This window comes from Flavobacterium sp. YO12 (assembly GCF_004119495.1).
In the GTDB taxonomy this organism is placed as follows: Bacteria; Bacteroidota; Bacteroidia; order Flavobacteriales; family Flavobacteriaceae; genus Flavobacterium.
On the sequence record NZ_NRQU01000032.1, the window covers coordinates 18,529 to 40,170 of the forward strand.

At 32.0% G+C, this 21,642-nt stretch carries 21 protein-coding genes; 6 read left to right on the forward strand and 15 right to left on the reverse strand.

The features are described from left to right. Positions 1–111: 111 nt before the first annotated feature. The 6 genes from BOW55_RS11970 to BOW55_RS11995 all read left to right on the forward strand — a co-directional run bounded on the left by BOW55_RS11970 (position 112) and on the right by BOW55_RS11995 (position 6,022). Positions 112–939: an S-adenosyl-l-methionine hydroxide adenosyltransferase family protein gene (locus tag BOW55_RS11970; protein ID WP_129024307.1), complete on the forward strand. Its 828-nt coding sequence runs from the start codon at positions 112–114 to the stop codon at positions 937–939. A 215-nt stretch (positions 940–1,154) separates the two neighbouring features. Then, positions 1,155–1,451: a putative quinol monooxygenase gene (locus tag BOW55_RS11975; protein WP_129024308.1), complete on the forward strand. Its 297-nt coding sequence runs from the start codon at positions 1,155–1,157 to the stop codon at positions 1,449–1,451. A 234-nt stretch (positions 1,452–1,685) separates the two neighbouring features. Then, positions 1,686–3,047 (forward strand): exonuclease domain-containing protein, encoded by a 1,362-nt coding sequence (locus BOW55_RS11980; RefSeq protein WP_129024309.1) that lies wholly within the window; start codon positions 1,686–1,688, stop codon positions 3,045–3,047. A gap of 29 nt (positions 3,048–3,076) precedes the next feature. Beyond that, on the forward strand, positions 3,077–3,916 hold the full coding sequence (locus tag BOW55_RS11985) for an ion transporter (RefSeq protein ID WP_129024310.1): 840 nt from the start codon (positions 3,077–3,079) through the stop codon (positions 3,914–3,916). A gap of 155 nt (positions 3,917–4,071) precedes the next feature. After that, positions 4,072–4,992, forward strand: coding sequence for a tRNA (adenosine(37)-N6)-dimethylallyltransferase MiaA (miaA, locus tag BOW55_RS11990; protein ID WP_129024311.1), 921 nt, complete (start codon positions 4,072–4,074; stop codon positions 4,990–4,992). Between the two features lie 283 nt (positions 4,993–5,275). Further along, positions 5,276–6,022 carry an acyl-[acyl-carrier-protein] thioesterase gene (locus BOW55_RS11995; protein WP_129024312.1) on the forward strand — a complete coding sequence of 249 codons (747 nt, stop codon included), beginning with the start codon at positions 5,276–5,278 and terminating at the stop codon, positions 6,020–6,022. A gap of 216 nt (positions 6,023–6,238) precedes the next feature. Here the strand turns inward: BOW55_RS11995 and BOW55_RS12000 are convergent, their stop codons facing one another. The 15 genes from BOW55_RS12000 to dapA form a co-directional block, all read right to left on the reverse strand. Further along, positions 6,239–6,766 (reverse strand): hypothetical protein, encoded by a 528-nt coding sequence (locus tag BOW55_RS12000; RefSeq protein ID WP_129024313.1) that lies wholly within the window; start codon positions 6,764–6,766, stop codon positions 6,239–6,241. Then, positions 6,753–7,442 carry a peptide chain release factor H gene (gene prfH / locus BOW55_RS12005; RefSeq protein ID WP_129024314.1) on the reverse strand — a complete coding sequence of 230 codons (690 nt, stop codon included), beginning with the start codon at positions 7,440–7,442 and terminating at the stop codon, positions 6,753–6,755. The genes BOW55_RS12000 and prfH overlap by 14 nt, the downstream gene beginning before the upstream one ends. Continuing rightward, complete coding sequence (locus tag BOW55_RS12010) at positions 7,430–8,041, reverse strand: hypothetical protein (protein WP_129024315.1); 612 nt, start codon at positions 8,039–8,041, stop codon at positions 7,430–7,432. The genes prfH and BOW55_RS12010 overlap by 13 nt, the downstream gene beginning before the upstream one ends. Positions 8,042–8,051: 10 nt before the next feature. Further along, positions 8,052–9,443: an RtcB family protein gene (locus BOW55_RS12015; protein ID WP_129024316.1), complete on the reverse strand. Its 1,392-nt coding sequence runs from the start codon at positions 9,441–9,443 to the stop codon at positions 8,052–8,054. A gap of 787 nt (positions 9,444–10,230) precedes the next feature. Further along, a complete protein-coding gene (locus BOW55_RS12020; protein WP_071637402.1) occupies positions 10,231–10,947 on the reverse strand; it encodes a response regulator transcription factor in 717 nt (238 codons plus the stop codon). Positions 10,948–10,950: 3 nt separating this feature from the next. After that, a complete protein-coding gene (locus BOW55_RS12025; RefSeq protein ID WP_089055961.1) occupies positions 10,951–12,537 on the reverse strand; it encodes a sensor histidine kinase KdpD in 1,587 nt (528 codons plus the stop codon). A 59-nt stretch (positions 12,538–12,596) separates the two neighbouring features. Next, positions 12,597–13,193 (reverse strand): dephospho-CoA kinase, encoded by a 597-nt coding sequence (gene coaE, locus BOW55_RS12030; RefSeq protein WP_129024317.1) that lies wholly within the window; start codon positions 13,191–13,193, stop codon positions 12,597–12,599. A 3-nt stretch (positions 13,194–13,196) separates the two neighbouring features. After that, positions 13,197–14,195 (reverse strand): glycosyltransferase family 2 protein, encoded by a 999-nt coding sequence (locus BOW55_RS12035; RefSeq protein ID WP_129024318.1) that lies wholly within the window; start codon positions 14,193–14,195, stop codon positions 13,197–13,199. A 121-nt stretch (positions 14,196–14,316) separates the two neighbouring features. After that, the gene (fabV, locus tag BOW55_RS12040) at positions 14,317–15,507 is read right to left on the reverse strand and encodes an enoyl-ACP reductase FabV (RefSeq protein ID WP_129024319.1); all 1,191 of its coding nucleotides are present in this window, start codon (positions 15,505–15,507) and stop codon (positions 14,317–14,319) included. Positions 15,508–15,613: 106 nt separating this feature from the next. Continuing rightward, positions 15,614–17,266, reverse strand: a complete 1,653-nt coding sequence (recN, locus tag BOW55_RS12045) for a DNA repair protein RecN (protein WP_129024320.1) — start codon at positions 17,264–17,266, stop codon at positions 15,614–15,616. A gap of 51 nt (positions 17,267–17,317) precedes the next feature. Continuing rightward, positions 17,318–18,202, reverse strand: a complete 885-nt coding sequence (locus tag BOW55_RS12050) for a DUF4835 family protein (RefSeq protein WP_129024321.1) — start codon at positions 18,200–18,202, stop codon at positions 17,318–17,320. A 68-nt stretch (positions 18,203–18,270) separates the two neighbouring features. Then, on the reverse strand, positions 18,271–19,482 hold the full coding sequence (gene coaBC, locus BOW55_RS12055) for a bifunctional phosphopantothenoylcysteine decarboxylase/phosphopantothenate--cysteine ligase CoaBC (RefSeq protein WP_129024322.1): 1,212 nt from the start codon (positions 19,480–19,482) through the stop codon (positions 18,271–18,273). A gap of 9 nt (positions 19,483–19,491) precedes the next feature. After that, positions 19,492–19,809 carry a DNA-directed RNA polymerase subunit omega gene (locus tag BOW55_RS12060; protein WP_008463064.1) on the reverse strand — a complete coding sequence of 106 codons (318 nt, stop codon included), beginning with the start codon at positions 19,807–19,809 and terminating at the stop codon, positions 19,492–19,494. A gap of 8 nt (positions 19,810–19,817) precedes the next feature. Next, the gene (locus BOW55_RS12065; RefSeq protein ID WP_129024323.1) at positions 19,818–20,612 is read right to left on the reverse strand and encodes an outer membrane protein assembly factor BamD; all 795 of its coding nucleotides are present in this window, start codon (positions 20,610–20,612) and stop codon (positions 19,818–19,820) included. Positions 20,613–20,751: 139 nt separating this feature from the next. Continuing rightward, on the reverse strand, positions 20,752–21,630 hold the full coding sequence (gene dapA / locus BOW55_RS12070) for a 4-hydroxy-tetrahydrodipicolinate synthase (protein ID WP_129024324.1): 879 nt from the start codon (positions 21,628–21,630) through the stop codon (positions 20,752–20,754). Positions 21,631–21,642 lie beyond the last annotated feature (12 nt).

Here is a 21,642-nt window from a genome sequence, read left to right on the forward strand (position 1 = left end):
TTACAATTTGTCTTTTCTTTCTTTCAATTTGTTTTTACTATTCTTAGATTTGCATTTCTCAAATTTAATGAAAATTAGATTTAAATACTACCAATAGTTATAAACAAAATGATGTCAATAATTACCCTTACTACTGATTACGGCTTAAAAGACCACTTTGTTGGTTCGCTGAAGGGTAAAATACTTTCAGAGCTTTCTGAGGCAAAAATCATTGACATATCGCACGATATTGATCCATTTAACACTGCCGAAGCAAGTTATATAATTGGAGCATCCTATTTAAGCTTTCCAAAAGGCACCGTTCACTTGATTGGTGTTGATATTGAACGCAACAAAGAAAACCAGCATATAGCCATGCAATGGAACGATCATTTCTTTATCTGTGCAGATAATGGAATTTTAAGCATGCTTACGCAAAAAATCGTTCCGCAGAAAATTGTAGCTATTAATATTCACGATCGTTTCCCAACGGAATATACTGATTTAGATGTTTTTATACAAGTTGCCTGCCACATAGCAAAAGGCGGATTACTAAACGTTATTGGCAAGGAAATCCCTGCTGTTAAGGAAGTAACCGAATTACAGGCGATTGTTTCTGCAGATGGAAATACGCTTAAAGGATATGTTATTTATATCGATCATTTTGGAAATGTCGTTACCAATATCTCTAAAAAACAATTTTTAGAAGTTTCACGAGGACGCCCATACGAGATCGTCATGAAACCAAAAAGCATCAAAACAATACTGCCCAATTATTCAGATATTGCAACTTCAGACAAATATCCTATTAAAACCTATGAGGGCGAAAAACTAGCTATTTTTAATGAAGCAGGATTTCTCGAAATAGCCATTTTTAGAAGCAATCCATCAAAAGTAGGTTCTGCAAATAGTTTATTAGGATTGAATTATCGCGATGTAATTACTATTGTATTTTCTTGATTATATATCAAATTACACAACGATTTTGCTGATTAAGTAAATTTACGCGAAGACTTCTGTTGTTTTTTATTAGAAATGACAATATTGTAAAAAACTATGATTTTATAATATTTTACTTTTTCCTAAAAAGAACAATCCCTTTTGGTATTTTTGCCCACCTATAAGCTTTCAGATTTTCAATAAATCTAAAAAACAACAATCTAAAAATTGAATACATGTTTGTCAGAATAGTAAAAATGAGTTTTCACGAAGATAAAATCTCTGATTTTCTGGAGAATTTTGAATCTGTAAAAGACAAAATACGCAATGCGGAAGGAAATCGTTTTTTAGAATTGTATCAAGATAAAAACGATAAATGTATCTTTTTTACCTATAGTTATTGGGAAACAGAAAGCGATTTAGAAAATTATCGACAATCTGAACTTTTTAGCAGTGTTTGGAGTTTTACAAAAAAACTATTCAATGCCAAACCAGAAGCTTGGAGCGTCGACAAAATTGTGACTTTAATTTAGTTTAAATTCGATTTTCAATTTTAAACTTACAATAATTTTAAAAAAAGAATGGTTTTTCGAGTACTATTTTCTATCTTGAAACCTGAAAATATATTATAATTAAAGAATAGATATTCTCTAATAAAAGAGAATACAGAAGCAAATAAACCACCCGTTTTTAAAGTTCTTTTTACAAGGATAAAAAAACGAATTATTTGATTTTCATTTTTATTCATTGACCATTGACATTTAAGAATGTACGCAATACTAGACATAGAAACTACCGGAGGCCAGTTTAATGAAGAAGGAATTACTGAAATTGCCATCTATAAATTTGATGGTCATGAAGTAGTTGATCAGTTTATCAGCCTAATTAATCCCGAAATTCCAATTCAGCCGTTTGTGGTTAAATTAACTGGAATCAATAACGCTATGCTGCAGTCAGCTCCAAAATTTTTTGAAGTTGCCAAGCGAATCATCGAAATAACTTCAGACTGCATTATTGTCGCTCACAATGCATCATTTGATTATCGCATTCTACGCACAGAATTTAGACGTCTGGGTTATGACTTTCAAGCAAAAACACTTTGTACTGTTGAACTTGCAAAAAAACTAATTCCAGAACAACCTTCGTACAGTTTAGGAAAACTAGTCCGTGCTCTTGGAATTCCAATGGCAGACAGACATCGCGCCAGCGGAGACGCAATGGCAACTACAAAGCTGTTTAAAATGCTTTTAGAAAAAGACTTAGAAAAAACAATCGTAAAAGATTTTATAAAGCTGGAAGTAGAAAAAGGAATTGCACCAAAATTTCTAGATCTATTAAACCAAATGCCTGCAAAAACCGGCGTATACTATATTTACAACGAAAGCGGGACTTTAATATACATTGGTAAAAGTCAAAATATTAGAAAAAGAATCAATCAGCATTTTACAGGAATCACAACAAAAAGTAAAAAAATTCAAGCCGAAGTTTTTACTATTACATACGATGAAACCGGAAGTGAATTAATTGCTCTTTTAAAAGAAAGCGAAGAAATAAAAATAAACAGACCTCGATACAATCGTGCTCAACGCAAAACAATTTTTCAATATGCCTTATATTCTGAGAAAGATTCTAACGGCTATATTAATCTAAAAATTGAAAAAACCGACGGTCGTAAGCGAGAAATCACTTCGTTTGTTACTCTGCAAGAAGCTAAAAATGCTCTTTTTAGATTCACAGAAAAATATCATCTATGTCAAAAACTGACAGGACTTTATCAAACAAAAAAAGAGTGTTTTCAATATAAAATAAAGCAATGCGACGGAGCTTGTATTGGCGAAATTACTCCAGAAGTTTACAATGCCCGAGTGCAGCAGTTTATCTCTGAAAATAGTTTTGAGAATAAAAGCATGATTTTAAAAGATAGAGGCCGAAATGTAAATGAAAGAAGTGCCGTTTTAATCGAAAATGGCATCTACAAAGGTTATGCGTATTACGATCTAAACTATCAAATTACGAATATCGAAATTCTAAAGAATATTTTAATACCAATGCAGCACAATCGAGATGTAAAAAATATTATACAGAACTACATCCGTAAAAACAAGAACCTCAAGATTCTTCATTTTTAACGCTCGAAACTATCATTAGCTTCGCTGATATGAAAAACAAAAAAACGAACTACGAAATATTCAGAGAACGAATAAAAATCATTCTATACGGTACTAATACCATATTAGGACGAATGTTCGATTTGGTTTTATTGGGATTGATATTGCTAAGTGTTCTTCTTATTATGCTTGATACCGTCGAAGGAATCAGCCAAAAATACCACAACCAGCTGCTTATTTGCGAATGGATAATTACAGTATTTTTCACAATAGAATATATCTTAAGAATCATCTCCATTCAAAAACCAGTTAGATACGTATTCAGCTTTTATGGAGTAATTGATTTACTTGCCGTTTTACCTATGTATTTATCAATATTTTTTCCCGGAGCAAGTGTTTTATCCGTTGTCAGAGCGCTGCGTTTTTTCCGATTGTTCAAAATATTGCATATTCCCCAAATATCGCATCAATCTGCCCAACTTAAAGACGCAATAGAAGCCAGCAAAGAGAAAATTTTAGTTTTCATCTATTTTGTACTTATCAGCACCGTAATCATTGGTACAATTATGTATTTGGTCGAAGGCAAAGAATCTGGATTTACAAGTATTCCGATGGGAATTTACTGGACAATCGTAACCCTGACAACAGTTGGTTACGGCGATATTTCGCCACAATCTCCTTTAGGACAGTTTATCGCTGCATTTGTAATGATTTTAGGTTACGGAATCATTGCTGTACCAACAGGAATTGTAACCGCAGAATTTGCAAAAAGCAGTCTAAAAAGCAGTTCCGTAAACACTAAAAAAACATGCAAAAAATGTCAATCGCAAGTTCACTTCGATAACGCCAAATATTGTTACGAATGCGGAACTCGATTGCCAAATAGTTAAATTTAAGAAGCTGATCCGGCTGTACATTACAACTCCTCCTTATCTTTGTTGTTTTTTAAAGGCATAAAAAGAGCTTCTGAAGTCGCTTTTTTATCCCAAAAAAAACGAACAAACATAAGTCCGGGGTTTTCATTTCCATCCGGGCTAAAAATAATATGAAATACCTAATTACCATTGTCGGACCAACAGCAATAGGCAAAACAGCCTTAAGTATTGCTTTGGCACAACATTTCAAATGCGAAATCGTTTCTTGCGACAGCCGTCAGTTTTTCAAAGAAATGACCATTGGAACCGCAGTTCCTAATCAAGAAGAATTAAGTGCTGCCCAACATCATTTCATTCAAAATAAATCTATTTTCGAAAATTATACCGTAGGCGATTACGAAAAAGAAGCTTTATCCAAAATTGAAGAACTATTTCAAACCAATGATTTTGTCATTCTTATTGGCGGTTCAGGTTTATATGTTGATGCCATTTTAAAAGGTTTCGATGAATTTCCTGAAATCGATCCTCAAGTTCGTTCTCAAATAAATTCTAACTATGAAAAACTTGGAATTAAGTATCTTCAAGAACAACTGAAAAATTTAGATCCTGAATATTATCAAAAAATAACTATAGAGAACCCACAAACACTACAAAATCCACAGCGAATGATGCGTTTTGTAGAAGTTTGTATTGGAGCTCAAAAACCCTATTCATCATTTCTAAATCAGAAAAAAAACAATAGAGACTTTACTCCTATTTTAATTGGTTTAGATGCAGACAGAGAAGTTATTTACAACCGAATCAACCAGCGTGTTGATATTATGATGAACGAAGGTTTGCTAGAAGAAGCCAAAGAATTGTATCCTAATAAAGCGTTAAATGCACTTCAAACCGTTGGTTATAGAGAATTATTTAGTTATTTTGATGGAGAATTCACTTTGCCTTTTGCCATAGATGAAATCAAAAAAAATACACGACGATTCTCCAAAAGGCAATTAACGTGGTTCAAACGAAATGAAAACACAAAATGGTTTGATTACGCAACAGATAGAAAAGAAATTATAATATATATAGATTCTTTAACAAAATGAAGTTTTTAAAACTAATAGGAAATATTTTCTTTCTTTTTTGCACAATGACTCTAACTTTCATATTTTCATTGGCATTAAAAGAAAAAATTGAAAAGCCGCATTTTAAAAATTTAAACACGACAGAATTTATAGTTTTCGGAATAATTGTATTTGGTTTTATTTTCATTAGTTTTAAAATAATATCAGCATATTTCAAAAAATCTAAAATTTAAAATCTATTTTCTTTCATCTTTCTTCTATTCTCTGAAAGATGAATCTAAAATCTAAACTCTAAAAACATCAAATGCCAATATCTCCAAATTTTACATCCGTTTTAAGTAAAGACTGGGAAATCAATTTTACACAATGTACGCCAACAGGTTTCTTAAAATATACCGATTTGTGTAATATTTTACAATTAACCGCCGCCGCACATTCAGAAGTTGGAGGAATCAGCTTTTATGATATGCAGGAATTTCACCAAGCTTGGGTTTTAAGCCGAATGCGAGTTGAAGTTCACGCTTTACCAAAATGGCAAGATGTAGTAACTGTAAAAACATGGATTAATAGTCTGGAAAACTCACGCTCTGTTCGTGCTTTAGAAATGTATGTAAACGGAAAGAAAATCGTAGGCTGCGAAACCTATTGGGCAGTTTTTAATACACAATTACGCCGCCCCGAAGCTTTAGCGTTACCTTACGAACATTTCGAATTATTCCCTGAAAATAGAGCAACTGAAGAAGGCTTTTCTAAAATAAATATCAATCACGAAAAAGAAGCCGTTTTTGAAAAAATAGTTTATTTATCTGATTTAGACATTGTAAACCACGTAAACAACGTAAAATACCTCGAATGGTGTCTTGATCATGTTGACCCAAAAAGAATCATGAAACAGGAAGTAAAAAGCTTCGAAATGAATTTCATGAAAGAACTTTCATTAAAAGATAATGTTGTAATCCATGAAAGTGAAGACGACGATCACACTACAGCAACATTCAGCATTACAAAAGGCGACAAAACCTGTTTTGCGTTGGAATTACATTGGAAGTAAAACAAGTTTATAAATAAGTTTTCTTTCCTTCCTATTTTCCCGCAATATTGTCATTTCGACGAAGGAGAAATCACACTCGAAACTCTACAAAGATTGGCGATTCACTTTGCGTAAATACAAGTGTGATTTCTCCTTCGTCGAAATGACAAACTTTGTGGGTTTACTTTTGATAAACAAAAAAAACGATGCAATGTTGCATCGTTTTTTTATTTAAAATCATTTCGATTTCTCTTTAGAATTCTTTTTAGATTTCCTTTTCTTCTTTAACAAATCTATTTTTCCTTGAATTCTTTTCTCTACTTCACTAATATCAGAATCAAAAGCAAACTGTAAAGTACATAATTTTGCATTTTTAATTTCTTTTAATGCTTTTTCAAATTCCTTTTGAGCTTCAAATAGAATCGCTTTCTTCACATAAATATCAGATTTATTAATTCCTTTTATCGTCAAAGCAAAATCGATTAACTTTTGCGCCTCTTCAAAATCTTCATTTAAAATTAAAGTCTGTAAATAATGCGGATACACTTCAAACGCATAAATATTAATAGCCAAAGCCTCCTGAAAATAGGATTTTGCATCTTCGTAGTTCATTAACTGCTCAGCCTGAATTCTTCCATACAAACACAAAACCATAGTATTTTTTGCATCATAAGAAAAAGCATAGTCCAAAGATTCAATCGTTTCTTCAAGCGAATACGGATAGTTATCTAAAGCTTGAAAAAGGTATTTATCAATTGCTTTCATTGCGTAAATCGTTTTTTAATTTCTGACGAGTTCCTTTATAACTTTTCTCTACCTTATTCTTCTTAAAATCACTTCCAGTAAAAACTCTGATAGGATTCCCGCGCTGAATATTCAGCTGATTTTCCCATTGTTTCCCTACATGATTTTTAAGCTGAGTTAGTTTTTCGTCTTCTAATTTTCTTAATAATCTTTCTGTTGCCAGTTTTTTGTTTTGGTGCTGCGAACGGCTGTCCATTGCCACAACTGCAATTCCTGTTGGAATATGTGTTGCACGAATTGCTGAACTTACTTTGTTTACATGCTGACCTCCTGCTCCAGAACTTCGCATTGCCTGATACTGAATATTATTTTCTGAAACTGAGACATTTTTTTGCGGTTCGATTTCAAAAATCCCAATAAACCAGTTCTTCCGTTTATGCATTTTCCTAAACTGACTCTGACCAATCCATTGAATCGTACCAACCCAAGAATTCACAAAACTATCTGCATTTATTCCTTTTACGGCAATTGATGCAGTTTCAACCGTTCCATTTTCCTGACCCGCTTCTCGCTGAAGCAAAACAACATCTAATTGCTGATCTTGTGCTTCTTCCAAAACTTTTTTAAGCACTTGGGCAGCAACCCAAGTGCATTCTGCAGGTCCACGACCTGCTGTTATTTGAATTATTCTTTCCATTTTCTTAAAATTTTAAGCAGTTTTTCTCTGTTTTTTGCTACTTTTACAAATTGTGGCAAACGTGCCACTAAACTTGATGAATAGTTAACTTTGGAATTCCGTTCTCTCAAATCAGCTTGAATATATCTTTCTAAATAATCAATATGATCCTGATTATAAGCCCAGAAAATATTGTCGCCTACTTCTTTTTGAAACCATAGCGGTAAATTATACCAACATTCTTTAACCAAACCATCATCTTGTTTTGATTCCTTTCTAACTCTATAAGCCTTTGTTTTCCATTCTTCTTGAAAGTTACAATTTGGGCATTTGGTTTTATACATTAACGGTTTCTCCTTTAATAGCTGAGACTTATATTCAAACTTTTCAAAGCAATTATTACAATACTCTTTCCCATACGCCACATATTGATAAATAGGCTCATCCATTTTGCAAAAGCAATGTTTACACTCAAAAGTCATTGTTATGCATTTTCCACATTCACAATTTTTCTTAGGTATGCTCTTTACAATGGCTCTAGATTCACATTTTGGGCATTTTACAAAAATCTCATTGTAGAAATTCCCTAACCATTTATTTTCATCTTGAAATCTTTCCATAATCTACTTTTTAACGATCCATTCTAACAATCTTCGGCGTAAAAGTTCCTAAAACTTCAACCAAATCGGTTTGATTTGCCATCACTTTTGTAATGTCTTTGTATGCCATTGGCGCTTCGTCAATATTTCCTCCAATCAATGTTACATCATTAGCTTTCAAAACCTTTTTAATTTCGCTTTGAGTGAAAGTACTTTTACATTTCGCTCTAGAAAATAAACGTCCAGCACCATGCGAAGCCGAATTTAAACTTTCAGCATTTCCCTTTCCTTTTACAATGTAACCTGGCGCAGTCATTGAACCAGGAATAATTCCCAATTGTCCTTTTGCTGCTGGCGTAGCACCTTTTCTATGCACAATGCATTCCTGACCATTTACCATTTCTTTCCATGCAAAATTGTGATGGTTTTCAATCGTTACCACGACTCTTTTTCCAATTGCTTTAGCAATTCGCCTGTGAATATCGTCGTGACAAGCTTTTGCATATTCTCCTGCTAAATTCATCGCCAGCCAGTATTCCTGACCATCGTGCGTATTTAAATCTAACCAAGCCAAATGCTGTACATTTTTTGGCAGCGGACACTGTTTTGTTGCCAAATACGTGTAATGTTTCGCAATATTTGCGCCTAAACCACGAGAGCCACTATGCGAAAGAACAGCAAAATATTCGCCTTTATCAAGCTTCCATTCGTTCTCTGGATTTTCAATTTTAGCGATTCCTAACTCTACAAAATGGTTTCCTCCGCCTGAACTTCCTAATTGTTTATAAGCTTTTGGCAAAAGATTCTTCAGTAATGGAATATCCTGAAATTCGCTTTTATAAAACACTTCATGATCAACTCTTGAAGCATGCGTTTCATACATCCCAAATTTTGTATTGTCTTTTAAAATTGCTTCTAATTGATGCTCTTTTCCTTTAAAATGACAAGCTGGCAAATCGAAAATTGAAAGACTCATTCGGCATCCAATATCAACTCCAACTCCATACGGAATTACAGCATTATCTGTTGCTAAAACCCCGCCAATTGGCAATCCATATCCCGAATGCGCATCTGGCATTAATGCTCCAGCAATTGAAACTGGCAGTTTCAACGAATCGTACAATTGAAATTTTGCCTGTTGGTCGATTTCATTTTCACCAAAAATGGTAAAAGGAGCCCTTGTTGTTTTAAGTTGATGCATTCTTACTTGAACTGGTTTTATTAAACCTTCAGCAACTTTGCCCCAAGTTCCATTTCCTTCGTACTTTTCCGGATGTAACAAAACGTCTTTTGCTTCTGTTAGAATAGATTCTTTTTTTTCTCTTTTTCTATATCTGTTTATCTGCCCTAAGGCGATATTTATTGAATTATTCTTTGGAAAACCTAATTTAATCAGGTCTTTTCCAGTTAATTTATTTCCCATAAATTATTTAATTATTTGTTGTGCAAGCTCAAATCAAATCGAACTCAAAATGGTTCAAAATGAAATAAACATGCGAAATCTTTAATCCTTTCGGATAGTTGTTAAATTATTCTTTCGGGAAAATTTGAAGTGTCTAGAATAAAAAAAGCCCGAAACTAAATGTCTTCGGGCTTTTTTATATATCTAAAAAGAATTTCTAAGATTGAAATAAGCCACGAAGAGTCGCTGCACCAAATCTGTTTGGTGTGAAGCTTTGTGATGTTGATGTAAGTACAAACATTTTTCTTCGTTTTTAAAAGGGTTATTATTTTTTCGTCTGCAAATATTCAGAATTGTTTTTTGAATTTCCAAATTTATTTTAAAGAAAATTCTTTAAAATAAATTAACTGATGTTTTTTAAAACTTATCAAAACTGCAATATCTACTTGATAACTAAAATCCTAACTCTAATTATTTCACTTAATTTTTATTCTAATTGGAATTCCGTGAACTTAGTTTGAAGCGGTATCCTATTTCTTACTTCTTTTGCAAGAAAAGGATACGAGCAGATAGCAGGAAATTGCTCCTAATACAATGAAAGACATCAAATTCCAATGTTTTTTCACAAAGTTTGTCATTTCGACAGAGAAGAAATCGCACGCGTAATTTGACAAAGATTGGCGATTTTGTTTGCGGAATTTCTAGTGTGATTTCTCCTCTGTCGAAATGACAAGATTATGCACTACTGCTTTTTGGACATAAAAAAAGCTCTGATTACTCAGAGCTTTGATTTTTTCGGGTGAATTTATTATTCAGATACTTTGCTTTTAACAACTAATCTAAAACCTTCTCCGTGAATATTTAAGATTTCTACATCTTCATCTGCTTTTAGATATTTTCTAAGTTTTGCGATGTAAACGTCCATACTTCTTGAAGTAAAGTAATTGTCGTCTCTCCAAATCTTAGTCAAAGCTAATTCTCTTGGCATTAAGTCATTTTCATGAAGAATCAACATTTTAAGCAATTCGTTCTCTTTTGGAGATAATTTTATTGGTTCTTCGTTTTCAAAAGTTAAAAATCTAAGTTTAGAATTAAGGTGGAATTTACCAATATTAAACTCAAATTGAACTTGTTCTGCTTTTGTATCAGCAGATTTTCTTTGAATAATAGCTTTTATTTTCATCAATAAAACTTCTGAATCAAAAGGCTTATTCAAATAATCGTCAGCACCAGCTTTGTATCCTTTTAACACATCCTCTTTCATCGATTTTGCTGTTAAGAAGATAATAGGCACTTCACTGTTTTTTTCTCTGATTTCTTTGGCTAAAGTGTAACCATCTTTATAAGGCATCATTACATCCAGAATGCATAAATCATATACATCTTTTTTGAATTTCTCGAAACCTTCCATACCGTTTTTAGCTAAAGTAACTTCAAAGTCATTTAACATTAGATAATCTTTAAGAACTGCCCCAAAATTAAGGTCATCTTCTACTAAAAGTATTCTTTTGTTATTATTTTCCATATTTTAATTTATTAATGGTATTTTTATTATAAAGGTGCTACCTTTTCCTTTTTCACTTTCAACATATACTTGACCATTGTGGTCTTCTACAATTCTTTTTACGTAAGCAAGACCTAAACCATGTCCTTTTACGTTATGTAAATCTCCTGTATGTTCTCTGTAAAATTTCTCAAAAACCCTTTTCTGAGCAATTTTACTCATACCTAATCCATTGTCTTTTACTTTTATCAGAATCATGTCTTTAACATTCTCTGTAAAAATTTCAATTTCAGGAATATCTGGTGAATATTTTATTGCATTTTCTAAAATATTAACCAATACGTTTGTAAAATGTACTTCATTTATCAAACAAGTGGTTCTGGCCGCATTATAATGTCTTACAACAGTCCCTTTTCTATCTTCTAAAATTAAATTTACGTGCTCAATTGCATCATCAATTATCTCAGTAATTACAGTTGGCTCTTTTGTAATATCTAATTCTCGTTTTTCAAGTTTAGAAATACGCAATACATTCTCAACTTGCGCATGCATTCTCTTATTCTCATCCCGAATCATTTGAAGATAGCGATAAACCTTTTCTTTATCTTCAATAATTTTTGGATTCCGAATTGCATCTAATGCTAAATTTATCGTCGCAATTGGAGTTTTAAACTCATGCGTCATGTTATTTATAAAATCAGTTTTAATTTCAGAAATATGTTTCTGACGCAGCAACTGATTTAATGCACTAGTATAAGCTATTATAATAATTAATGTAAAAACGATTGATAATATCGTAATGCTTAACAATTCAGATAATAAAAATTTCTTTTTATGAGGAAATGTAACCGATAACTGATATTTACTATTTCCTTCGTTATCTGTAAAAATTGGAATACTGTACGTTGCCTCTTTGTCGTAATGAAATCCATCCGACTTTATTTTAGTTGGAACGCCGCTGCTGTAAACTCCAAATTCAAATTTGGTTTTAACGCCGTATTCTTCTAATTCTTTCCTTAAGAGTTTATAGAGTTTATCTTTTGTAATTCTGCCATCAATTGGGGTTAATGACGCAATATCTTTATATTGAATTTGCTGTTGAACTTTATTAAGAATATCTAAACTACCTGATTTTTCAATCTTTAGATCAGGTATTAAACTCTGTCCTAAATTATTATTATCAATACCGTTATTATTGTTATAAACTTCAGTTACTCTTTTTGTACTAAAATTTTTAAATCGTTCACTGCTGAATTTTTTATTAAAAAGCGAACCGCTTATATCATAATCTTCAGAAGTTAATGTATTCGAGTATATAATAGTTTTATTCGTCTTTGCATTTCTCTGAACATAAAAAACCTGCAATAAATCTTCTTTTTTTGGAATTTTTCCGGTACTGTCTTTAATGCGATTATATTTATCGTAAAAACTGTACTCTTCTTGCTGTTCAAGCTTATCGGCAACATTCCCGATTACCTGTGTAACGTGGTATTTAAACTGTTCTTCGTTATTTTTAAACGAAGAATTGAACCAAAATACCTGTACTAGAATTATCCCTATTAAGGACAAGCTCATCAATAAAACAAGTATTCTAAAAAATAATTTATTCATCGAAACAAAATTAATATTTTAACAATATACTAAATAATACATTAACCAAATATTAACATTTAAGACTGATTTTGTTTTATATTTAAAATTTTAAGAATTTTAACAACTTCTTCGTTAGCAATTTTAAGATTACTGTTATTAATAACAAAATTGCTCAAAGAAATTCGTTTTTCATCATTCCACTGCATTTCCATTCGGCTTAAAACCTGTTCTCTTGTAGTATTGTCGCGTTTTATTACTCTTTCAATACGTACTTCGATTGGGGCTGTTACAGTAACAATGTAATCACACTCTTTATATCTTCCGCTTTCAAATAAAATAGCTGCTTCATAAACCACATATTGATAGTTTTTATGCTGCTGGAGCCAATTTTCAAAATCTTTTTTTACAGCTGGATGCACAATAGCATTTAGCTGTGCCAGCTTATCTGCATTATTAAATACGATTTCAGCAAGTTTAGCTCTATTTAAAATATTGTTTTCAAAAAGAGTTTCACCAAAAGCGCTTTTTATTTTATCGATAATTTCAATCGACTGCATTACTTTTTTGGCTTCGTCATCGGATATATAAACCGGCACCCCTTTTTCTTTAAAAAAATTGGCAATTGTAGTTTTACCGCTTCCAATTCCGCCCGTTAAACCAATGACTTTAACCATGAATTATACTTTAAAAAACATACGAGGAAAAGCTTCTTGTGGTTTTCTTTTTAACAAACCAACTTTTATGAAAGACTCTAAAAAACCTCTTCCGTAGCCGTAAAACTGTTTCCAAACTGCAATTACAGATAGATACCCAATTTTAATGCTTTTATTCTGAATAGTTGCTGTAAGAAAAATTATAACGAAATATACAAAATATAATTGTAATAAAATATCAATATTGAATATTAATAGTAAAAAAGCTAATAATAGACCTAATATAAATAAAGTCGGAAACCAGAAAGTCAGCTTTTTATGCTCTGGATACCAACTGTTTAATATTGGGCGGGCTTTTCCGAACTTATTAACTTGTATCGAGAATTTCTCCCAATCGATTCTGCGTTTATGATATACATACGCATCTGGAAATAATCGAGTTTCAAATCCTAAATTCCACAAACGAATGGATAAATCTGGATCTTCTCCCGGATGTATATTACCAAATCCTTTAGAAGCTTCAAATGCTTTTTTCGAAATTCCCATATTAAAACTTCGCGGCTGAAACTTATTGATTTTTTCAGAACCACCGCGAATTCCACCCGTTGTCAGGAAAGAAGTCATGGCAAAATTGATTGCTTTTTGTATGTCTGAAAAACTATCTAATGCTTTATCTGGACCACCAAAACAATCCACGTAATCTTCATTTAAAGCTTTACGAACTTCACTTAGATAATTTGGAGGAATTATACAATCTGAATCGAATATGATAAAATAATCTCCTCTAGCCTTCTGCATTCCAAAATTTCTAGAATCACCCGGCCCGGAATTTTCTTTAAAATAGTATGAAATATTTAATTTTCCTTGATAAGTCATTACAACATCTTTACAAGGAATTGTCGACCCGTCTTCAACAAGGACAATCTCAAAAGCTTCATTATAATCAGATTTTGAAAGACTTTCTAAAAGTTCATCTACTTCATCTGGACGATTATACACAGGTATAACTAAAGAAAAAATCATAATGGGAATGCGGTATTAAATTGTATATTTTAAACTTTAAAAATTTTAACAAAGATATGCTATATTCATAAAAAAACCATCAACTTTTGGTTGATGGTTTTTTACTTATGTTAATTTTTATTTATTTGATACTTTCAATATTAACTATCTCATTTGCTTCAGCTTTGTAGTCAACTCCAGCAAATTCAAATCCAAATAAATTTAAGAAATCATTTCTATAACCTGCTAAGTCTCCAATAGCTGGTAATGTTTCTGTCGTAGCTTCTTTCCAAAGTTCAGCAACTTTTGCCTGAACATCTTCACGCATTTCCCAATCGTCAATTCTAATTCTTCCTTTTTCGTCTGTTGGAACTTCAGAACCAGAATACAATCTATCTTGAAATAAACGCTGAATCTGCTCGATACAACCTTCATGAATACCTTCTTCTTTCATGATTTTATAAAGAAGCGAAATATACAACGGAATAACTGGAATTGCAGAACTTGCTTGTGTAACTAATGCTTTGTTTACAGAAACATAAGCCTTTCCTCCTATAGATTTTAAACTGTCTGTAATTGTAAATGCAGTTGCTTCTAAATGATCTTTTGCGCGACCAATTGTACCTTTACGATAAACAGCTTCTGTAAGTTCAGGCCCAATATAAGAATAAGCAATTGTTGTAGCGCCGTCTGCCAATAAATTTTCATTTTTTAAAGCATCCATCCACATTGACCAGTCTTCACCACCCATAACTGCAACTGTATTTTCAATATCTTCCTCGTTTGCAGGAGCGATTGAAACTTCGGTTACATTTCCTGTATGAAAATCAACTGTTTTATTTGTAAAAGTTTGTCCAATAGGTTTTAAAACCGAACGGTGTAAAACTCCTGTATTAGGATTTGTACGCACTGGTGAAGCTAAACTATAAATTACAAGATCTACTTGTCCTAAATCAGCTTTTATTAAATCTAATGTTTCTCTTTTTATTTCGTTTGAAAAAGCATCTCCATTGATACTTTTCGCATATAAACCTGCTTTATGAGCTTCTGTTTCAAATGCAGCAGAATTATACCAACCTGGAGAAGCAGTTTTTCCTTCAACCGGTGGTTTTTCAAAAAATACTCCAATTGTCGCAGCATCAGATCCAAAAGCACTTGTAATTCTTGAAGCTAATCCAAAACCTGTTGAAGCACCAATAACCAGTACTTTTTTTGCACCAGCGATTGCGCCTTTTGATTTGATATATTCTATTTGATTTTTAACATTTTGTTCGGCTCCCTTTGGGTGGGCTGTCAAACAAATAAATCCTCTCATTCTAGGCTCTATAATCATACTTTTTTTTATTTATTCGTAAATCAGCTTCTCATAAATAATCACAAATGATAAACTGATTTCGTTTGTTTAATACGTTTTTAGATGGCAAATATAAATTATTTCTTTAGTTCAACAAGGCTTTAGCATGATTTAAAGCTGAATCTGAAACTACTGCTCCAGATAACATTTGCGCAATCTCTATAACTCTTTCGTCCTGAGACAAAAGCTTTAATTCTGACTGCGTTGCATCATCAATTATTGATTTAAAAACTTTAAAGTGCGAATCGCCTTTTGCAGCAATTTGAGGTAAATGCGTAATGGCAAAAATTTGCATTTTTAAACTCATTTCTTTCATGATTTCACCCATTCTAATAGCTATTTCTCCAGAAACTCCGGTATCAATTTCATCAAAAATTAAAGTCGGTAATTTTGAATACTGAGCTAATATTGCTTTTACTGCAAGCATAATACGAGACATCTCTCCTCCTGATGCTACTTTTTTCAGTAATCCAAAATCAGTTCCTTTATTGGCTGCGAACAAAAACTGCAATTCATCTTTTCCATTCTGAAAATAAGTTTCTGATGGAATCAATTCAATTTTAAAGCGAACATTAGGCATTCCTAACGTATCTAAAATAGTTATTAATTGATTGGATAAAACCGGAATTGCATCAATTCTATTTTTATGAATTACAGTTGCAAATTCATTCAATTCTGCTGCTTTTTGTTCTATTGCTTTTGAAAGAGATTCTATTTCTTCTTCAATATTATCCAATTCAAGCAATGTATTTCCTAAATCTTCCTGAATTTGAAGCAATTCTTCTACAGTAGCTGCGTGGTGCTTTTTCTGTAAATTAAAAATTAACTGCAATTTTTGACTTATTGCTTCTAATTGCTCTGGATCGTTTACTAATTTTTCAACGGCATTTTGTAACTCTTTAGAAATATCATCAAACTCAATAGATAAACTTGTTATCCTTTCGAACAAATTTTGATATTCAGATGAAAAAGGTGCAATTTTTTGCAATGATCCTTTAATCTCATTCAAATTATGAAAAACTCCAAATTGTTCCTCGTTTGCAATAACAAGCGATTTATCAATTGATTCTTTAATAATTTCGACATTATTTAACTTTTCAAAATCAGATTCTAATTCTGCTTGTTCACCAGATTTTAATTTAGCCGAAACCAATTCATTCAGTAAAAAAGTATTATATTCCTGCTCTTTTCCTGAATCGCTTTGTTTTTTAAGCAAGGCGTTAAGTTTTGATTTATCTGATTTATAAACTTTTAATAAATCTTGATATGCTGCAATTGTATCTCCGTTATTCGCAATCGCATCAATAATTTTAAACTGAACACTTTCCTCTGATAATTCCTGAGTTTGCTGCTGCGAATGAATATCTATTAAAAATAAACTTAAATCTTGTAATTCCTGCAAATTCACAGGACTGTCATTTATAAAAGCGCGAGATTTTCCAGAAGGTAAAATTTCACGACGAATTATGGTTTCGTCTTCGTAATCTAAATCATTTGCCTCAAAAAACTCTTTTAGATTGTATTTAGAAATTTCAAACTGAGCTTCTATGACACATTTTTCTTCTTTATTTTTTAACGAAGTAAGATCTGCTCTTTTTCCTAAAACCAAACCAATTGCACCTAGTATTATAGATTTACCAGCTCCTGTTTCTCCTGTAATTATAGAAAATCCTTTTGAAAAATCAATTGAAAGCTTTTCAATAAGGGCATAATTTTTAATTGACAGTGAAGTTATCATAGGGGGAATTTATAAATATTTAAGCTAATGAAAAAACAAGAAATAAAGCTATTAAAACTTTATTTGAGACCATTTTGAAGAATTTAATGGCGAAACTTTATTTAAAACATCTGTTAAATCAGAAATTGGAATACTTGGACCTCCAGAGAAAATTGAAACAATTTCATCTGATTTTGCATCAAAAAATATTCTAGTTAAAAAAGCATTTGGCTTAACTGTATTTAATCTTCCAATAATTAAAATTGCATTTTTTACTTTCTCTTTTGACGTTTTCAAATCAAGACTCATTCCATCTAAACCAGTGTGATACGCATAAGTTACCTGACGTAAATCACTAAACATTGGAGAAACCATATCATTAATTAAATAATAACGGTTTTGAAGTCCATCAGATTGATTCCATCCTTTAAATCCTCCTTGCTGTGCAACGTTTGCAATATTTTGAGCGGTTTCAAGGTATTGATTTCCGGCTCCCATTTGAAACGTATCTGCATCCATTCCTAAAATTAAATAACTGTAAAATGATATTACAGAAACTAAGTTAGATTCATAAACAGACGGATTAAACAATAAAGGTTCGTATTCTGTGTATTTAAAGTTGAAATCTTTATCATTATAATTCAGAACTGGTGAAGAATATGTTGAATTAAAAATCAATCGAGAAGACTGTACTTGTATTGTTCCTGTAAATTGATCTGAGCTGTTAGATGAAAGCGTAATATACATTGAACAGTTAATTCGCTCATTCTGCTTTAAAACAGAACCTGTCCAATCTGTTTTATTTACAAATTCGGACAACGCTGTTTGAAGGGTTTTAAAAACTTGCTGATTAGGATTTGGCAGTCTTTCAGTATTAATAGTTACTATACAATTTAGTTGTTGTGCTTGTGTAAAGCCAAAAATTAAAAACGCTAAAAGAGTAACTATTTTATTCATATAAAAAAATATTAACTGCTATAAACAGTAATCTCAAATTTGCTTTAAGATGCTGTATTAAATCCTAACTATTTAGAGAAAAACGAAACTACTTTCTTTAAAATATCGATTGCTACAAATTCCTTAGATTTTAATTCCATTGGCTCGATCTTGAAGTTTTTATCAATAAAAGTAACTTTATTGGTTTCTTTTTTAAATCCAGCTCCTTCATCTTGTAAGGAATTTAAAACAATCAAATCTAAGTTTTTTTTCTGAATTTTCAGCTTAGCATTTTCAATTTCATTTTCAGTTTCTAAAGCAAAGCCAATTAAAAACTGTTTTTCTTTAGCTGCTCCCAAAGATGACAATATATCTTTTGTTTTTTCCAGCTCGATAGAAAATTCGTCTGAATTTTTCTTTATTTTCTGTAAAGCTACTTCCTTTGGTCTATAATCCGCTACAGCTGCCGCTGCAATTACTACATCGGCGTTTTTAAAATGCAAATGACAAGCATCATACATATCTTGTGCAGACGTAACGTTTACAACTTCAATAGACTGGTTTTTAACTTTTAAATGTGTTGGTCCTGCAACTAAAACAACTTCGGCTCCAAGTTTTGAAGCTTCATTTGCAATATCAAACCCCATTTTTCCTGAGGAATGGTTTCCTATAAAACGTACAGGATCTATTGCTTCGTATGTTGGTCCAGCAGTTACTAGTATTTTTTTCCCTCTCAAAGGCAATTTACTTTCTAAATCAGCCTCTAAAAAAGCGATAATATTTTCTGGTTCAGCCATACGTCCTTCACCAGACAAACCACTTGCAAGCTCACCATTTTCAGCAGGAATCATAATGTTTCCAAACTGTTTTAAAGAAGCAAAACTAGACAATGTAGATGGGTGTTTATACATATCTAAATCCATTGCCGGAGCAAAATAAACAGGACATTTGGCTGACAAATAGGCTGCGATTAAAAGATTATCGCAATTTCCATTAGCCATTTTCGACAATGTATTTGCAGTTGCGGGCGCAATCAACATTAAATCAGCCCAAAGAGCTAATTCTACATGATTGTTCCATACAGCATCTTCATCGTCCTGATTAAAGAAATTAGAATGTACAGGATTTTTTGATAAGGTAGATAATGTAAGCGGGGTTACAAAATCCTTAGAAGCAGGTGTCATTATCACTTGGACATGTGCACCTGCTTTTATAAAAAGTCGTACTAATGAGGCTGTTTTATACGCTGCAATTCCACCAGAAACTCCTAGTAAAATTTTCTTCCCGTTTAAAACTGACATTATACTATATTATTTATTTGAACTTCTATGGTAAGTTTTACCATCTAACCATTCTTGAACAGCTAGAGCGTGTGGTTTTGGTAATTTTTCGTAAAATTTAGAAACTTCAATTTGCTCTTTATTTTCAAAAACTTCTTCAAGACTGTCATTGTAAGTAGCAAACTCTTCTAATTTCTCAGTTAATTCTTTTTTTATTTCAGAATTAATTTGATTTGCTCTTTTAGCCATAATGGTAATTGCTTCATACACATTTCCTGTTGGCTCTTCAATAACTGTTTTATTGTAAGTTATTGTGTTAACAGGAGCATTCGTCTTTTTTAAATCCATGACTTTATTTATTTAGTAAATTTTTGTAAATCTGTTTCAACTCTGGCATTCATTTCTTCTGCCTTTTCTTTGTACTTTGTATCGCTTTTAAACTTTATCAAATTATTGTATGCAACTTTCGCAACGTTTAAACGTTCTTCCATTTTTGATGGAATACTATTAATTGCTAATTGATATGCTGAATCGTATTTGTAAAACAAAGCATCTTCTTTAAATGGTGTTCCAGGGAAATCTGCAATAAAATTATCAAATGCAACTAATGCTGATTTGTAATCTGAAATTGTGTTATATCCTTTAGCATTCTCGTAGGCTTTTTTCTCTAACTTTCCATTTAATATCTTCACAGCATCATTTGCTTGAGCAAGATATTCTGAGTTTGGATAATTATCAATAAACGCTTGTAATTTTTCTAATGCTTTTACTGTATCTGCTTGATCTAAACTGTAAACCGGCGCTAATTTTGAGTAGCTGAAAGCACCTAAGAAAGCTGCTTCTTGTACTTTTTCACTTCGTGGATAACCTGATACAAAACTTTCGAATTGATATCCTGCTAAATAATATTGTTTTGTTTTATAGTAAGACTGTGAAAACATATAAAAAAGCTTTTCTGCTTGAGGTTTTCCTCTATATGTAGGTGCTAATTGCTCAAAAAGACGAATTGCTTTTGAATATTTTCCAGCATCATACATTTTTGTCGCCATTTCAAATTTTGCTGCGACGTCTTCATTTTTTAACACTTTTTGGTATTCACTACAAGAACAAAAAAGGGCAACAATAATTAATAGAGATACTAGTTTTTTCATTTTCTTACTTTTATTATGATTCCTTAGACGTTATGCCAAAGCAAAATCACACCGAAGTTTCGGTGGCAAATTTAGTTATTAATTTAGCGAATGCAAAATATTTTTTTCGTATAATAAAATACCGATAATCTTAGAGTTACTAAATACTCGCTTTTACAAAATCATTTAATCTTTGAGCTAATGAATCATCAACAGTTACGAGGGGTAAACGCACTGTATTGTCAGCAATACCAAGAGCTTGAAAGATTTGTTTAATTCCTGCTGGATTTCCCTGCTCAAAAATCATATCGATACAATCTGACAATAAATATTGTGTTTTAAACGCTTCGCTTACTTTTTTATTCAATCCTAAACGAATCATTTCTGAAAATTCTTTAGGAAAACCTTGTCCAATTACTGAAATTACTCCTGCTCCTCCTGCTAAAACAATCGGTAAAGCAATCATATCATCTCCTGAAATTACCAAGAAATCTTTTGGTGCATCTTTGATAATCTGCATTGCTTGAGCCATATCTCCGGCAGCTTCTTTTATGGCAACTACATTGCTAAAATCATTTGCTAAACGAACTACTGTAGACGGCAGCATATTACTTGCTGTTCTTCCTGGTACGTTATACAAAATTACAGGCACTGGAGATGCTTCTGCAATTGCTTTAAAATGCTGGTAAATTCCTTCTTGCGTTGGCTTATTATAATATGGCGAGACAGAAAGTATAGCTTCAAAAGCTGAAAAATCTCTTGTTTTTAATTCTTCTACAATCTGCAGAGTATTGTTTCCTCCTACTCCAAGAACTAGAGGCAGTCTTCCTTTATTAACATCGATAACGGTGTTTATAACCAACTCTTTCTCTTCTTGTGTTAAGGTAGCGTTTTCTGCTGTTGTTCCCATAACTACAAGATATTCAACTCCTCCGTCTATCGAAAAATTAACGATACGCTGTAAGGCTTCGATATCTATTGAAAAGTCTTTTTTAAATGGAGTTACAAGTGCAACACCAGTTCCTATTAATGATTGCATATTAATTTATAA

Excerpts from the sequence above, each read along its gene's own strand:
- BOW55_RS11970 (WP_129024307.1), top strand. The coding sequence starts at position 112 with ATGTCAATAATTACCCTTACTACTGATTACGGCTTAAAAGACCACTTT.
- BOW55_RS11975 (WP_129024308.1), top strand. The coding sequence starts at position 1,155 with ATGTTTGTCAGAATAGTAAAAATGAGTTTTCACGAAGATAAAATCTCT.
- BOW55_RS11980 (WP_129024309.1), top strand. The coding sequence starts at position 1,686 with ATGTACGCAATACTAGACATAGAAACTACCGGAGGCCAGTTTAATGAA.
- BOW55_RS11985 (WP_129024310.1), top strand. The coding sequence starts at position 3,077 with ATGAAAAACAAAAAAACGAACTACGAAATATTCAGAGAACGAATAAAA.
- miaA (WP_129024311.1), top strand. The coding sequence starts at position 4,072 with ATGAAATACCTAATTACCATTGTCGGACCAACAGCAATAGGCAAAACA.
- BOW55_RS11995 (WP_129024312.1), top strand. The coding sequence starts at position 5,276 with ATGCCAATATCTCCAAATTTTACATCCGTTTTAAGTAAAGACTGGGAA.
- BOW55_RS12000 (WP_129024313.1), bottom strand. The coding sequence starts at position 6,766 with ATGAAAGCAATTGATAAATACCTTTTTCAAGCTTTAGATAACTATCCG.
- prfH (WP_129024314.1), bottom strand. The coding sequence starts at position 7,442 with ATGGAAAGAATAATTCAAATAACAGCAGGTCGTGGACCTGCAGAATGC.
- BOW55_RS12010 (WP_129024315.1), bottom strand. The coding sequence starts at position 8,041 with ATGGAAAGATTTCAAGATGAAAATAAATGGTTAGGGAATTTCTACAAT.
- BOW55_RS12015 (WP_129024316.1), bottom strand. The coding sequence starts at position 9,443 with ATGGGAAATAAATTAACTGGAAAAGACCTGATTAAATTAGGTTTTCCA.
- BOW55_RS12020 (WP_071637402.1), bottom strand. The coding sequence starts at position 10,947 with ATGGAAAATAATAACAAAAGAATACTTTTAGTAGAAGATGACCTTAAT.
- BOW55_RS12025 (WP_089055961.1), bottom strand. The coding sequence starts at position 12,537 with ATGAATAAATTATTTTTTAGAATACTTGTTTTATTGATGAGCTTGTCC.
- coaE (WP_129024317.1), bottom strand. The coding sequence starts at position 13,193 with ATGGTTAAAGTCATTGGTTTAACGGGCGGAATTGGAAGCGGTAAAACT.
- BOW55_RS12035 (WP_129024318.1), bottom strand. The coding sequence starts at position 14,195 with ATGATTTTTTCTTTAGTTATACCTGTGTATAATCGTCCAGATGAAGTA.
- fabV (WP_129024319.1), bottom strand. The coding sequence starts at position 15,507 with ATGATTATAGAGCCTAGAATGAGAGGATTTATTTGTTTGACAGCCCAC.
- recN (WP_129024320.1), bottom strand. The coding sequence starts at position 17,266 with ATGATAACTTCACTGTCAATTAAAAATTATGCCCTTATTGAAAAGCTT.
- BOW55_RS12050 (WP_129024321.1), bottom strand. The coding sequence starts at position 18,202 with ATGAATAAAATAGTTACTCTTTTAGCGTTTTTAATTTTTGGCTTTACA.
- coaBC (WP_129024322.1), bottom strand. The coding sequence starts at position 19,482 with ATGTCAGTTTTAAACGGGAAGAAAATTTTACTAGGAGTTTCTGGTGGA.
- BOW55_RS12060 (WP_008463064.1), bottom strand. The coding sequence starts at position 19,809 with ATGGATTTAAAAAAGACGAATGCTCCTGTTAACACAATAACTTACAAT.
- BOW55_RS12065 (WP_129024323.1), bottom strand. The coding sequence starts at position 20,612 with ATGAAAAAACTAGTATCTCTATTAATTATTGTTGCCCTTTTTTGTTCT.
- dapA (WP_129024324.1), bottom strand. The coding sequence starts at position 21,630 with ATGCAATCATTAATAGGAACTGGTGTTGCACTTGTAACTCCATTTAAA.